The organism is Fundidesulfovibrio sp., from assembly GCF_058402725.1.
In genome coordinates, this window is the sequence record NZ_JBZVFJ010000104.1 from 1 (window position 1) to 13531 (window position 13531).

Consider the following 13531-nt stretch of genomic DNA (forward strand, 5'->3'; position numbering starts at 1 on the left):
TTCCTTTCGCTGGCGCGCGCGGGCCGGAACCACCCGGCCCGCGCGCGGCGCGGACTGCGCGCCGGCCGAGAAGCCTGGCGCGGGACAGGGCCAGGCCCGCGTCAGGAGCAGCCGCCGCAGGTGAAGTCGGTGGAGAAGCGCGCCAGTTTGCCTTCGAGCAGTTCCTGCACGGCGTGGCCCACGCTGGGGGCCTTGCCGCCGTGGTAGACGGCGATGCCCTTCTGCTGGAAGCCCATGAGCGGGCGCATGCCCATGCCCCCGGCGATGAGGGCGCGCACGCCGTTGCCGGCCAGGTGTTCCACCGGGGCCATGCAGCCGCCGTGCTGGTGGGGGACGTTGGGCAGCGTGCCCACCGAGAGGACGCGCTCGCCCTGGATTTCCACCAGGGTGTAGAGTTCGCAGTGGCCGAAGTGCTCGCCCACGCGAGCCTCCAGGCCGCCCGGGTTATCCGAGGGGATGGCGACGATCAGCGATTCCATGTCAGTCTCCTTGAGGGTTCAGGGCCGCCAGGGAGCGGGTCTGCCCAGCTCCGAGAGGGCGGCCAGTCGATTCCATGCCTTTTTCAGCAGTGCGGCCATGGGGGCGCCGGGCAGCTCCGTGACGGCCCGGCCCCGGAGCATGGCCTCGAACACGATGTCGTCGTGGGGCAGGCGGGCCACCACCTCCACGTCGCGCGCAGCGCACAGCTTCTCGATGGCCCGGGCCTCGGCGGCGTTGAGGTCGCACTTGTTGAGCACGCAGCAGGCCCGGGTGCGCAGCCTGGCGCACAGCTCCAGGAGGCGCTCCAGGTCGTGGCGGCCCGAGGGCGTTGGCTCGGTGACGGCCACCGCCAGGTTGGCCCCGGCCAGGGAGCTGATCACCGGGCAGCCGATGCCGGGCGAGCCGTCGCAGAGCACCAGATCCAGGCCGTCGGCCAGGGCGATGGCCCGGGCCTCCTTCTTGAGCAGCGAGACGAGCTGCCCGGAGTTCTCCGCCCCGGGCGTGAGCCTGGCGTGCACCAGCGTGCCGAAGCGTGTCTGGCCGGTGAACCACTCGCCGCAACGGCGCTCGGGGAAGTCCACGGCCGCTTCGGGGCAGAGGGACACGCAGACCTTGCACCCCTCGCAGCGCGAGGGGTCGATGCGAAAGACACCGAATTCCGGGAGCACGGCCCCGAAGCGGCACAGGGTCGCGCAGGTTCCGCAGCCCGTGCAGCGCGCCGGGTCGATGACGGCCTCGTGGCCGGAATAGAACTCTTCGCGGCGCTCCGGGGTGGGGGTGAGCACGAGATGGAGGTCGGCCGCGTCCACGTCCAGGTCGCAGACCACGGCGCGTCCGGCCAGTTCCGCGAAGGCGGCGGTGAGCGAGGTCTTGCCCGTGCCGCCCTTGCCGCTCACGACGACGATCTCACGCATGGGCGGCCTCCTTGCCCAGGCGCAGCACGGCGTCGCGCAGGTCCGCGAAGCGCGCGGCCATGCGCGGGTTCATGGCCGCCAGCACCCCGCCCGAGGCGTATTCTCGGGCGATTTCGCGGTCGTAGGGGATTTCCAGAAGCACGGGCACGCCCTTCTCGGCGCAGAGCCGGGTGACGGTGACGTCGGCGTGCCCCGCGCGGTTGATCACCACGCCCATGGGTATATCCAGAGGTGCGAAGGCCTCCAGGGCGAGGGTGAAATCGTGGATACCGAAGGGCGTGGGCTCCGCCACCAGCAGGATCACATGGGCGTCGCGCACGGCGTTTACGGCCGGGCAGCTCACGCCCGGGGGACAGTCCAGGAGGGCGTCGGCGCCCGTGCGAGCGAGGATGCTCGCGAGGCGCGCCTTGACCGCGCGCTGCAGCGGCGGGCTCATGGCCTCGCCCACGCGCAGCCTGCCCGAGAGGTAGTGTCCGTTGCGTGTCTCCCCGCCCTCCACCGAGCCCAACTCCCGACTTCCGGGGCCGAGAGCCCCCTCGGGGCAAACGGCCAGACAGCCGCCGCAGCCGTGGCACATCTCGGGGAACACCGCCAGGCGCTTGCCCAGCACGGCCACGGCCTTGAACTGACAGAGGTCCGTGCACTTGCGGCACAGGGTGCAGCGCATGGGGTCCGCCACGGGCGTCTCCAGGGTGGCCGCCTCGCGCCAGCGCACCACGGGGCGCAGGAAGAGGTGGAGGTTAGGCTCCTCCACGTCCAGGTCCACGGCCACAGCGGGGCGCTCCCACACCGAGGCCAGGGAGGCGCACACGGTGGTCTTGCCCGTGCCCCCCTTGCCGCTGGCCACCGCCACGATCACGGCGGGCCTACTTGTTGGGGCCGTCGGCGAAGGGGACCTCGCCGGCCTTGTAGCGGTTGACGGCCTGGCCCACGGTGAGCCCCTCCAGGTTCTGGCCCACCTTGACCCCGGCGGCCTCCAGGGCCTGGAAGGCCTTGGGGCCAACGATGCCCGTGAGCAGCACGCCCGCGCCCGCGTCGGCGATGCGTTCGGCGGTCTGGATGCCAGCGCCGTGGGCCATGGCCTGGGAGGCCCCGTTGTCCAGCCAGCTGGTGGCCATGGTTTCCAGGTTCACCACCACAAAGCCTGCGGCGCGCCCGAAGCGGGCGTCCACGGCGTCGTCCAGGGAAGGTCCTTCGGCGCTCACGGCGACGATGTTCATGTCGGGTGTCCTCCTTGCGGTCGGCGGGGTCTCGTGCCCGGGGCCGTCCACGGCGTAGTCTCCGCCTTCGATGCGCAGGGCCAGGGCGTTCACCAGGGCGTCGGCAACGGCGCGCCGGGCCTGGCCCAGGATGCGCCCGAAGGTATGGCGCGAGACGCCCATGAGCCGGGCGGCCTCGGCGGTGGTCAGGCTCTCCAGGTCGGCCAGCCGGAGGGCCTCCAGGCCCTCCACGGTGAGGTAGGCCTCGCCCAGCTCGCTCAGGGGGATGCCCCGGGGCTTGAAGTAGCTGGCCTTGGGCGTTTCGGTCACTTTGCGGCAGAGGCGCGGCCTGGGCATCGAGGTTCCTTTGTTTTGCTCAAATGAGCATTATGACTGCGGGGGTGGGTTGTCAATGTCCTGCGCGAAAAATTCAGGGAGGCGCGGGCCTCCCTCTGCTTGATGACAAACCCCGAGGACGGGGTTTGTGAGAGTCGCTTACGGGCGGCAAAGCCGCCCTGCTCCAGGCTGCGCTGCGCGCAGGGCTGCTGACAAAGTCGCAAAGCCGACTTTGTCAGCAGTCTCAGGGAGGCACGGGCCTCCCTCTCGCGGGCCGCCGCGCGCGACGCGGCGGCGAGTTCACGGGGCGGGCTACACGGCGCGGCCGCACGAGCCGTCGCGGCGGCGCAGGCGGCCGCGCAGGCCTCCGGGGTCCTGCGCGGGGTCCTGGCGCGCGGCGTCCCCGGTCTGGGCCGCCGCGTCCGGAGCGGCCTGGGCCGTCGCGTCCGTGTCGACGAGGCCCTGGCCGCACGCGCCGAGCCCCTGGCCCATGCCGCCCTGTCCCTGCCTCATTCCACGGCCCCGGCCCTGGGCGCGGCCCATGCCGCCGCCCTGGCCCTGCCGTCCGTTTCGACCGAATCCTTGACCGTTCATGGTTCCTCCGTGGTTTGCGGAGCCGAGCGCCCGCGCCCGCAGCGGCGGCCGCGCCCCCGGCAGGGGGCGTCGGCCCGGGGTTCCGGGTCTTCCAGGACCTCCTGCTCGATGCGGATGGCCCAGCCGTTGGCCAGGGCCCTGGCCACCACGGCCCGGGCCTCGCCCAGGATGCGGCACAGCGTGGGGCGCGAGACCTCCATGCGCACGGCCGCCTCTTCCTGGCTCAGGCCTTCGGCGTCCACTAGGCGCAGGGCCTCGAAGCCCTCCAGGCGCAGGACCACCCCCCGCAACTGCTCCAGGGGGACGCCTTGGGGCTTGTAGAACATGGCCGGCGGGGCCTGGGCGATGCAGCGTCGTTTTCTCGGGCGGGGCACGTTGGCTCCTTGTTATGAAACTATGTTCATAACTAGTGCGGCACTCCGGGGGTGTCAAGGGGACGCGCGAAAACCGGCGGACGCCGGGAGGCCCGCCCGGCGCGGCGAAGGCCTCCGCACGGCTAGAGGCTCGCGCAACAGTCGCCTTGCCAGCGAGGATTCTTCAACGGGCTGCTAGAGGCTGTGCTTCTTCATCTTGCGCCAGAGGGTGGTGCGGCTCACGCCCAGGGCGCGGCAGGTTTCCAGCACGGAGTAGCCGTTCTCCATGAGGGCCTCCTGGAGCATGACGCGCTCGCGCTCGCGGATGGTCTGGGCGCGGCCCTCGACCTCCGGGCGGGGCGCGGGGTCGGGCGAGACGAGGATGTAGGCGGGCAGGTGCCCGGGCTCGATGGTCCGGCCCTGGCAGAGGATCACCGCGTGCTCCACGGCGTGCTTGAGTTCGCGCACGTTGCCCGGGAAGCGGCACGCGGCCAGGGCGCGCCGCGTGGCCCGGGAGATGGGCGGCGTGGCGATGCCGTAGCGCGCGGCCGAGATGCGCACGAAGTGGTCGGTGAGCAGTTCGCAGTCTCCCGGGCGTTCGCGCAGGGGAGGCAGCTCGATCTCCAGCACGCGCAGGCGGTAGTAGAGGTCGGAGCGGAAGTGGCCCGAGGCCACCCGGGAGCGCAGGTCGCGGTTGGTGGCCGAGATCACGCGCACGTCCACCTGCACGGGCTTCACCGAGCCCAGGGGGTGGAAGCGTCCGTCCTCCAGGGCCTGGAGGAGTTTGGCCTGGAGCCCGGGGGGCAGGTCGCCGATCTCGTCGAGAAAGATCGTGCCGCCCGAGGCGGCCTCGAAGAGGCCGGGCTTGTCCTTGCCCGCCCCGGTGAACGCGCCCTTGCGGTAGCCGAAGAGCTCCGACTCCAGCAGGTTTTCGGGCAGGGCCGCGCAGTTCACGTCCACGAAGGGTCCGGTGCGCCGGGTGCTGTTGGCGTGGATGGCCCGGGCGAAGAGGCCCTTGCCCGTGCCGGTCTCGCCCGTGAGCAGCACCGAGGCGTCGGTGCGCGAAACGGCCCCCAGGGTGGCGTAGAGGCGCTGCATGGGCCTGGAGCGGCCGATGATCTCGGCCGAGGAGCCCTGGGGCGGGGCCGCCGTGGGCACCAGCTTGTCCGAAAAGCACTCCACCCCGCCGATCACCTTGCCCTTGGCGTCGCGCAGCACCGAGGCGGTGATCTCCAGGGGGATCCTGCGCCCGTCGCGGCTCAGGAAGTGGACTCGCCGCTTGGCCTCGCTCTTGCCCTGGCGGATGGCCTTCTGGAGGTAGCAGCGGTGGTTGCAGAACTCCGTGCAGAACACCTCCCAGCACTTTGCGCCCACGGCCTCACGGGCCGAAAAGCCCGTGATGCGCTCGGCCTCGCGGCTGAAGAAGGTGATGCTCCACTCCTGGTCCACGGCGAACACGCCCAGGCCCATGGAATCGAGGATGGACCCCTCGTCGAGCCATTCCTTGAGGCTCACGCTGCCCTCCTCCGAGGCGGCAGGGAGCCCCGGGGCCGGGGGGCGGGGTCCGAGGGGTGCGTCTTGAGGGGGCATGACGCCCGGAGCGCCTGCACCGATCGCGCCAACCGCGCGCGGGCCGGGCGGGCGGACGACCGATCCACGCCGGGAGCCCCTGCGCACCCGCCGGTGGGGAGGGAGGGCGCGGAGCGCCGCCTGCCCCGGTTCCAGGTGTGGAACATTTCATGTTTCATATCCGCAACAGGCTACACCCATCACCCGGCTGACGCAACACCCGCCTGACTTTCAACCACCCGGATTTCCGGCTTTTCCACGCTCGCCTCCGCGAAGGTACGCCACTTGCTCAAGAGGGGCCGTCGTGAAGCGTCCCCGTCCGCGCCCGCCGGGTTCGACCCCACTCCATCCGGCGGGCGCGCGGGACCCGAGGCCAACACCGCAACAGCGAGGCAAGGCTATGGACAGCGGCATCACGTGCGAGGGGGTCCGCGTGGGCGGAGTCCCCGATGGCGAGGCGCTCAGGGAACTGGCCCGATTGGGCGTCAGGACCCTGGTGGACGTCCGGGAACCCGGCGAGGGAACCGCCGAGGCGTTGGAGGCCACGGCTGCGGAATTGGGGCTTGCCTTCGTGCGCAAGCCCATCTCCAGGCGGCGCGTCGATGTCCGGCAGATCGACGCTTTCCGGGACTGCATCTTCGATCCGTCCAAGGCCCCTGTCTATGCATTCTCGACAGGCGGGAAGCGCCCGGCGGGCGCACTGTGCTTCCTGGCCTGCGCCAGGATGGGCGACTCGGTGCTGGAGGTCTTCCACAAGGCCAAACAGTACGGACTGGCCCTCGACAAGGAGCTGGGACTCAAGAACTTCATCCTGGAGTTCTATTCGAGCCACAGGGGCGACATGCTCAACAACCACTTCCAACATCATTCCGTGTGATCGCGGAACAAGCACCATCCGGAGAAGCGATGCTCAAAGCGAGAGACTTCGACTGGGAGACCGGCACACGCACCGTGGCCGACCTCGCCGCCTGGCGGGAACGCTATGAATGGGTCGAGGAGCCGTGCATTCACCCCGACGGCTCCACCGTGGCCGCCGTGGCCAAGCTGGCGGAGGACGACGCCTTCACCGTAGTGGCCGGCGGCGAGGCGTGGCCCACCCCCTTCGAGAAGATCTGGAACCTGCGCCACGCCCCGGACGGGCGGCTCACGGCGCTCGTCCAGGTCGACGGGCTCTGGACACTGGCCGTGGACGGCGAGGCCTGGGAGGAGAGCTTCGACTTCGCCTGGAACCCGCTCTTCAGCCAGGACGACTCCCGGATCGCCCTCTGCGTGCAGGTCGAAGGCGAATACGGCCTGGCCGTGGACGGCACGCCCTGGGAGACCCTCTACCCCAACGCCAACAACCCCGTCATGAGCCCCGCCGGCGGCCGCACGGCAGCCGCCGTGCAGACCACCCCCCTGGGGCAGGCGGAGATCGACAAGTTCCAGTCCGGCATCTTTTCCGCCGCCGTGGACGGCGTGGCCTGGGACAAGACCTTCATGAACGTCTGGGGCGTGGCCTTCAGCCCGGACGGCTCCCGGGTGGCCGCCGAGGTCCGGCACAATCTCTACGAGTATTCCGTCGCCGTGGACGGCGTGGCCTGGCGCGAGACCTTCGCCGGGGTGTGGGAGCCCGTGTTCAGCCCCGACGGTCGCCGCGTGGCCGCCCCGGTGCGCCAGGCGGGCAAGTGGACCCTGGCCGTGGACGGGCGGCGCGCCTGGTCCGGCGACTACTACCAGCTCTGGCATCAGGTGTTCAGCCCCGACGGCGCGCGCCTCGCGGCCATCGTCAGCCCCGCCTACGGCAAGTGGACCGTGGCCGTGGACGACAAGCACTGGAACACGGCCCACGAGGTGGTGCGCGACCTAGCCGTGAGCCCCGACGGCAAGCGCTTCGCCGCCGTGGCCGGCAGGCCCGGCGCATGGACCATGCTGGTGGACGGCCAGCCCTGGAACGCCTCCTTCGAGCGGCTCTGGGCCCCCGTGTTCAGCCCGGACGGGCGGCGCGTGGCCGCCATGGCCGAAGCCCAGGGACGGCGCGTGGTGGCGCTCAACGGCTCCATCCTGGACATGGGCGCCATGGACTGCCTGGACCCCGTGTTCTCGCCCGACGGCACGCGGCTCCTGGTCAAGTGCTTCGACGGGCGCAAAGTCATCCGCCACGTCCTCACCCTGGACGCTGCCAGGCCGGCCTGAAGGAGATCCCCGTGAACGCTCTGTACAACTTCGTCAGCGGCCCTCTGGTCTGGGCGTCCCTGGTCCTCTTCGTGGGCGGCAGCGCCTGGAAGCTCTACACCCTGGTGCAGCTCTCGAAGCAGAAGGACATCTACGTCTTCGAATACTTCAGCTGGCCCCACGCCCTGCGCTCCATCCTGCACTGGGCCGTGCCCTTCATGAGCGAGAGCTCCCGCAAGAATCCGGGGCTCACCGTGGCGGCCTTCGTGTTCCACCTCTTCCTGCTGGTGCTGCCGCTCTTCGTCATCGGGCACGTGGCCATGCTGGACAAGGCCCTGGGCCTCTCCTGGCCCACCCTGCCCGAGGGACTGGCCGACGCCATGAGTTTCGTGGTGGTGGGCGCGTGCGTCTACTTCCTGGTGCGCCGCCTCACCGTGCCCGAAGTGAAGTTCGTCACCTCGGCCTCGGACTACGTGATCCTGGCCCTGGCAGCCGCGCCCTTCGTCACGGGCATCCTGGCCTATCACCAGATCGGCGGGGCGCAGTTCATGACCATCCTGCACATGCTCTCAGGCGAGGCCATGCTCGTGGCCATCCCTTTCTCACGCCTGAGCCACATGCTCTACGCCCCGTTGACCAGGGCCTACATCGGTTCCGAGTTCGGCGCAGTGCGCCACGCCCGCGACTGGTAACCGCAAGCGTCACAAGGAGAAGCGAATGAGTTCCCAGCCGTACGAACTGGTGAAGGACAAGGGCCTGGACGAGGGGGTGGCCAGGCTCACCCCGGAGAAGATCGCCAAGGTGGTCGGGGCGGTTCTGGAGTCCGAGGGCGGAGCGAGGCTCAAGGCCTACGTGGACACCTGCGCCCACTGCGGCCTCTGCGCCGAGGCCTGCCACTTCTTCCATTCCCACGACCGCGACCCGCGCTACGCCCCCGTGGCCAAGGTGAAGCAGACCCTCTGGGGCATCCTGGACAAGGGCGGGGCCGTAAGCCCGGACTACATCGCCCGGGCCTCCCGCGTGGCCTATACCGAATGCAACCTGTGCAAGCGCTGCGCCATGTACTGCCCCTTCGGCATCGACATCGCCTACGTGGTGGGCCTCATGCGGCGCATCTGCCACAAGCTGGGCGTAACGCCCCAGTACATCCAGGACACCGCCCACAGCCACTCCGCCACCATGAACCAGATGTGGGTCAAGGACGACGAGTGGATCGACTCCCTCATGTGGCAGGAGGCCGAGGCCCGCGACGAGATCCCGAACCTGCGCATCCCCCTGGACAAGCACGGGGCCGAGATCATGTATTCGGTCATCGGGCCGGAGCCCAAGTTCCGCACGCAGCTCATCTACCAGGCCGCCGTGATCATGCACGCAGCGGGCGTGGACTGGACCATGCCCGCCACCCCGGGCTGGGACAACTCCGACATGGCCATGTACTCGGGCGACTACGAGATCATGGGCCGCCTCAAGCGCTCCCACTTCGAGTGCGCCCAGCGCCTGGGCGTGAAGCGCATCGTCATGGGCGAGTGCGGGCACGCCTTCCGCTCCGTACATGACGTGGGCAACCGCTGGCTGGGCTGGCGCGACGAGCCCGTGCCCGTGATCCACGCCGTGCAGTTCTACCACGAGCTGATCACCAGCGGGAAGATCAAGATCGCCAAGCAGTTCGAGGAGCCCGTCACCTTCCACGACCCCTGCAACATCGTGCGCGGCATGGGCCTGCACGAGATGGGCCGCGAGGTGGCCCGCGCCCTGTGCGCCAACGTGGTGGAGATGACCCCCAACCGCGAACACAACTACTGCTGCTCGGCCGGGGGCGGCGTGATCAACTGCGGCCCGCCCTTCCGCAACACCCGCGTGCACGGCAACAAGGTCAAGGCCGAGCAGCTGGCGGCCACGGGCGTCAAGACCGTCATCGCCCCCTGCCACAACTGCCACGGCGGGCTCGAAGACATCATCCACCACTACAAGCTGGACATGAAGCTCAAGTTCCTGGGCGACCTGATCTACGAGTGCATGGAAAAACCCGAGAACTAGCCGCCGGAGGCCCCCATGAAAAAGAAGATCCTCACGCTTTGCCTGGCCCTCCTGGCGGTGGCCGCACTCTGCGGCACGCTCTATTCCCAGGACGCCGTCACGCAACTGGCCGACCCCGCGTTCGCCAGGCCCACCCGCCCGCCCGTGCCCTTCAAGCACGACGAGCACAACCGGAAGGCCAAGATCGACGACTGCAAGGCCTGCCACCACGGGGCCAAGGACGGAAAGATCGACCCAAAGGGCGACTCCTCGGGAACCCCGTGCTCCGAATGCCACACCCTGGCTGGCGGAAAGAAGGGCATGCCGCTCATGCGGGCCTTCCACCGCCAGTGCGGCGAATGCCACGAGGCCAAGGCCGCCGGGCCGGTGGCCTGCGGCGAATGCCACCCGAGGAACCCCGGAAAATAGGGCGTCGCGCCCGCAACCGCCTCCGCGCGCCCGGGCCTTGCCACGGGCGCGCGGACGGCGCGCGAAGTGAACCGGAGAACGCGATCCCGCATCCGCACGCCGGAGCTGCCCCGAAGGCGCGCGGGCGGGAACACGCGACGATGGACGGCTTCCAGAGAGGGGAAGCCGTGGAACGGGCCTGGCCGTGCGTCCCGGGCGCTCAAGGGATTGGCGTCTCCGGCGACCGGGCGCGCGGCCAGGATTCCGTGTGACTCAAACAACCCAAAAGCGCAAGGCCCCGCCCGGACCACCCGGGGCCTGCGGGGAGCATCCCCCATGTCCCAGCACGTCGTCGTCATCGGAGCGGTGGCCTTGGGCCCCAAGGCCGCGGCCCGTTTCAAGCGCATGGAGCCCGGTTCGCGCGTCACCATGATCGACCGCGAGGAGCTCATCTCCTACGGCGGGTGCGGCATCCCCTACTTCGTGTCGGGCGACGTCTCCGACGCCAGCGCCCTGCGCTCCACGAGCTTCCACATGGTGCGCGACGAGGCCTTCTTCCGCGACACCAAGGGCGTGGACGTGCTCACCGGCGTGGAGGCCCTGGAGATCGACCGCGCGGCCCGCGTGGTGCGCGCCAGGCGTCTCGTCAGCGGCGAAGCGCTCGACCTGCCCTACGACAAGCTGGTGATCGCCACCGGCGCCAGCCCCAGACGCCTGGGCGCGCCCGGCGAGGATCTGGGCGGCGTGCGCCACGTCTCCACCCTGCACGACGCCGAGCGCATCCGCGACGCCGTGGCCAAGGGCCGCGTGAAAAAGGCCGTGGTGGTGGGCGCGGGGTTCATCGGGCTGGAGATGGCCGAGGCCCTCTCGGACATGTGGGGCGTGGAGACCTCGGTGGTGGAGATCGCGCCGCAGATCCTGCCGCGCGTGGTGAGCCCGGTGCTTGCGCGCATGGCGCTCAGGCACCTGCGCTCCAAGGGCGTTCGCTTCCACCTGGGCGAGAGCGTGCGCGAGTTCACGGGCGACGAGGCCGGGCGCGTGTGCGGCGTGCGCACCGACGCCTCCCGCCTGGAGGCCGACCTGGTGATCGTGGCCGCCGGGGTGGTCCCCCAGACGGACCTGGCCCGCCGGGCCGGTCTGGACGTGTCGGCCCGGGGCGGCATCGTGGTGAACGCTAGGCTCCAGACCTCGGACGCGCGCATCTTTGCCGGAGGCGACTGCGTGGAGTTGCGCCATCTCATCACCGGAGACGCCTTCTACCTGCCCATGGGGTCCATGGCCAACCGCCAGGGCCGGGTGATCGGCACCAACCTGGCGGGCGGGTCCGCCCAGTTCGAGGGCGCGGTGGGCTCCTTCGTGGTCAAGCTCTTCGAGAAGTCCGTCGCCGGGGCCGGGCTGACCCTGGCCACGGCCCGGGAGCGCGGCTTCGACGCCCTGGGCGTGCTCCTCGTGCAGCCCGACAGGGCGCACTTCTATCCCACCCGGGAGTCCATGACCCTGGAGCTGGTGTTCGAGCGCGGCACGCGGCGCATCCTGGGCATCTTCGGCTTCGGCGGGGCCGGGGACGCCCTGGTGGGACGCGTGAACGCCGTGGCGGCCATGCTGCGCTTCCGCCCGGTCCTGGACGACCTCTCCAACCTGGAGATGGCCTATTCCCCGCCGTTCTCGTCGGCCATGGACATCCTGAACAGCCTGGGCAACCTGGCCGACAACGTGCTGGCCCGGCGCAACGCCGTGATCGGGCCGGACGGCTTCGAGGCCCTCTGGACCAGGGAAGGCGGCAACGGATCGAGCCCCTACTTCCTGGACTGCCGGGAGGAGCCCGACGCCCGGCAGCTGCTGCAATGCCTGGGGGAGCGCTGGCACAACATCCCGCAGGGGAGCATCAGGGAGCGCTGCCAGGAGATCCCCCGGGACAGGCAGGTGGTGGTGGTCTGCAACACGGGGGCGCGCAGCTACGAGGCTCTGGTCACGCTCCAGGACGCCGGCTTCCGCGACGTGGTCAGCATCCAGGGCGGGATGGCCGCGCTCACGAATCACGGATCGGCTCCGTGACTCACGACAGCTCCATTTGTTCCAGAGAGCACTGGTTTCGCCTGTACAGGAAGCAAAGGAGCAGGAACTGAATGGACGGGTTTCGCCTGGTCGATCCCGTAAAGCCTTGGCAGAACGGGATGCTCGAAAGCTTAAACGGGAAGTTCCGTGACGAGTGCCTGTCCATGGAGTGGTTTCGCTCCAGAGTGGAAGCAAAAGTCGTCATTGAGGACTGGCGCAGGCTCTACAACGAGGTACGGCCCCACTCAAGCTTGGGCAAGATGACCCCGAAGGTCTACGCAGGGTTGATCGGCTACAACCTGAACCTGGGGGCCACCCTCAAGAATTGAGTGGTCCGAAGATAGCCGACAGGTCAGCCAAAGGTAAACTGCTCCCTGGCTTTCCGCTTTGCTCTCGTCGGCCTCGGGATTAGTTCAGCTGTTGGTCAGGTCCACGCCATAGTCACGTAATCGTGCCCTATGCAAAATGTCTTCTCGTCCACGCCCAGAATTGGTCCTCAAGGTGGCTGGGCTGATAGAGTCAATGAGGAAGCGGTGGCTGGGCCTGCGCAAGGGCTGAAGTGATAGATGAGGCAGGGCCTACGCGAGAGAGGTGGCTGCCGTTTGTTATGTCAAAACAAAGCATAAAAGGTGGTGCCAAGTCGGGGTGGTGGCTCAGCTTGCGGCGATTCACCGTGGGCCGGGTCTCTCGAAAACCGGTATCAATTTTTGGAGAACAGACTTCCCAGAAGCACGAGCCCGGACCGTCACGAGACGACCCGGGCTGTTGCGTCGAGTGGCGTCGAGTCCACCCTAACACCGGTTTATACTCCGGGACGCAAAGCAATCGTAACAAGGAGGAAAAAACAAAGCGGCAATTGGGCTCGGGAGGGCGACCGCACGTATCCTCCATCGCTATCTCCCCCTCCGAAGAGGGAGAGCCCCCGGTGGGCCTTTCCGGTGGTCGAGCCCGCGATGTCGCTGCTTGTGCATTCTGGAGGGCGGCCTCTTCCTCATATTCCTCGCAACGTGGACGAATCCAAGGCGGGCAAACCGGAGGGCCTTTCCGGAAGTCAGACTGAACTTGCGGGCCAGCGGCGATCGGACCTGGAGGGACGACCGGTTCCCCTCATTGCGCCCACGTCTTTGGCCGAAGACGGGTCCCCGGTGGGCCTTTCCGGTGGTCAGGTCGATGCCGCTTCTGAGAAGGACGTAATCACTTCCAAGGCCGAAGGCAACGGGCAGGGCCAGGGGGCGGCGCGGCCAGTGGGGGGCAGGGCGAGGTGAGAGCAGGGGGCCACCCCCACCCGGGCACCCGGATCGCGGCGTGGGTCCCATCGCCGGGGAGGAGGGGGGTCCGAAAATCCGGGTGCAATTTGAGACCCCTGCACGGCAAAACGCCTCAATAAACCTTCCAACTGTTCGTAATTCATGGTAAACAGCCTTCATCTTTCAGGATGGAGGCAGCCATGTCC

At 69.1% G+C, this 13531-nt stretch carries 13 protein-coding genes and 1 pseudogene; 7 read left to right on the forward strand and 7 right to left on the reverse strand.

What is annotated here, in order from left to right:
- Nucleotides 1-101 precede the first annotated feature (101 nt).
- From ACV4UX_RS13310 to ACV4UX_RS13340, 7 genes are all read right to left on the reverse strand, one after another.
- Nucleotides 102-479 (reverse strand): NifB/NifX family molybdenum-iron cluster-binding protein, encoded by a 378-nt coding sequence (locus ACV4UX_RS13310; protein ID WP_491593765.1) that lies wholly within the window; start codon nt 477-479, stop codon nt 102-104.
- Between the two features lie 18 nt (nt 480-497).
- The gene (locus ACV4UX_RS13315) at nt 498-1394 is read right to left on the reverse strand and encodes an ATP-binding protein (RefSeq protein WP_491593766.1); all 897 of its coding nucleotides are present in this window, start codon (nt 1392-1394) and stop codon (nt 498-500) included.
- A complete protein-coding gene (locus ACV4UX_RS13320; protein WP_491593767.1) occupies nt 1387-2253 on the reverse strand; it encodes a nucleotide-binding protein in 867 nt (288 codons plus the stop codon). Before ACV4UX_RS13320 ends, ACV4UX_RS13315 begins: the two co-directional genes overlap by 8 nt.
- A gap of 7 nt (nt 2254-2260) precedes the next feature.
- Entirely contained in the window at nt 2261-2950 is a 690-nt protein-coding gene (locus tag ACV4UX_RS13325) for a DUF134 domain-containing protein (protein WP_491593768.1), read from the reverse strand.
- 291 nt (nt 2951-3241) lie between these two features.
- Nucleotides 3242-3523: a hypothetical protein gene (locus tag ACV4UX_RS13330; protein ID WP_491593769.1), complete on the reverse strand. Its 282-nt coding sequence runs from the start codon at nt 3521-3523 to the stop codon at nt 3242-3244.
- On the reverse strand, nt 3520-3897 hold the full coding sequence (locus ACV4UX_RS13335; protein WP_491593770.1) for a DUF134 domain-containing protein: 378 nt from the start codon (nt 3895-3897) through the stop codon (nt 3520-3522). Before ACV4UX_RS13335 ends, ACV4UX_RS13330 begins: the two co-directional genes overlap by 4 nt.
- Before the next feature lie 174 nt (nt 3898-4071).
- On the reverse strand, nt 4072-5391 hold the full coding sequence (locus ACV4UX_RS13340; RefSeq protein WP_491593771.1) for a sigma-54 interaction domain-containing protein: 1320 nt from the start codon (nt 5389-5391) through the stop codon (nt 4072-4074).
- A gap of 487 nt (nt 5392-5878) precedes the next feature.
- Between ACV4UX_RS13340 and ACV4UX_RS13345 the strand changes: the two genes are divergently transcribed.
- The 7 genes and pseudogenes from ACV4UX_RS13345 to ACV4UX_RS13375 all read left to right on the forward strand — a co-directional run.
- Nucleotides 5879-6322, forward strand: coding sequence for a fused DSP-PTPase phosphatase/NAD kinase-like protein (locus ACV4UX_RS13345; protein WP_491593772.1), 444 nt, complete (start codon nt 5879-5881; stop codon nt 6320-6322).
- Between the two features lie 29 nt (nt 6323-6351).
- Nucleotides 6352-7620, forward strand: coding sequence for an electron transfer complex subunit TmcD (tmcD, locus tag ACV4UX_RS13350; RefSeq protein WP_491593773.1), 1269 nt, complete (start codon nt 6352-6354; stop codon nt 7618-7620).
- Nucleotides 7621-7631: 11 nt separating this feature from the next.
- A complete protein-coding gene (tmcC, locus tag ACV4UX_RS13355; RefSeq protein ID WP_491593774.1) occupies nt 7632-8291 on the forward strand; it encodes a TmcC family electron transfer complex membrane anchor subunit in 660 nt (219 codons plus the stop codon).
- A gap of 25 nt (nt 8292-8316) precedes the next feature.
- On the forward strand, nt 8317-9636 hold the full coding sequence (gene tmcB, locus ACV4UX_RS13360) for an electron transfer complex ferredoxin TmcB (protein ID WP_491593775.1): 1320 nt from the start codon (nt 8317-8319) through the stop codon (nt 9634-9636).
- Nucleotides 9637-9651: 15 nt separating this feature from the next.
- Nucleotides 9652-10044 (forward strand): acidic tetraheme cytochrome c3 TmcA, encoded by a 393-nt coding sequence (tmcA, locus tag ACV4UX_RS13365; RefSeq protein WP_491593776.1) that lies wholly within the window; start codon nt 9652-9654, stop codon nt 10042-10044.
- Nucleotides 10045-10359: 315 nt separating this feature from the next.
- A complete protein-coding gene (locus ACV4UX_RS13370) occupies nt 10360-12078 on the forward strand; it encodes an FAD-dependent oxidoreductase (protein WP_491593777.1) in 1719 nt (572 codons plus the stop codon).
- A gap of 86 nt (nt 12079-12164) precedes the next feature.
- Nucleotides 12165-12407 (forward strand): annotated as a pseudogene (locus ACV4UX_RS13375) (integrase core domain-containing protein); the annotation flags it as partial.
- Nucleotides 12408-13531: the final 1124 nt, after the last annotated feature.

Coding starts and splice junctions, on each gene's coding strand:
- ACV4UX_RS13330 (WP_491593769.1), bottom strand. CDS start 3,523: ATGAACGGTCAAGGATTCGGTCGAAACGGACGGCAGGGCCAGGGCGGC.
- tmcA (WP_491593776.1), top strand. CDS start 9,652: ATGAAAAAGAAGATCCTCACGCTTTGCCTGGCCCTCCTGGCGGTGGCC.
- ACV4UX_RS13315 (WP_491593766.1), bottom strand. CDS start 1,394: ATGCGTGAGATCGTCGTCGTGAGCGGCAAGGGCGGCACGGGCAAGACC.
- tmcD (WP_491593773.1), top strand. CDS start 6,352: ATGCTCAAAGCGAGAGACTTCGACTGGGAGACCGGCACACGCACCGTG.
- tmcB (WP_491593775.1), top strand. CDS start 8,317: ATGAGTTCCCAGCCGTACGAACTGGTGAAGGACAAGGGCCTGGACGAG.
- ACV4UX_RS13370 (WP_491593777.1), top strand. CDS start 10,360: ATGTCCCAGCACGTCGTCGTCATCGGAGCGGTGGCCTTGGGCCCCAAG.
- ACV4UX_RS13310 (WP_491593765.1), bottom strand. CDS start 479: ATGGAATCGCTGATCGTCGCCATCCCCTCGGATAACCCGGGCGGCCTG.
- ACV4UX_RS13325 (WP_491593768.1), bottom strand. CDS start 2,950: ATGCCCAGGCCGCGCCTCTGCCGCAAAGTGACCGAAACGCCCAAGGCC.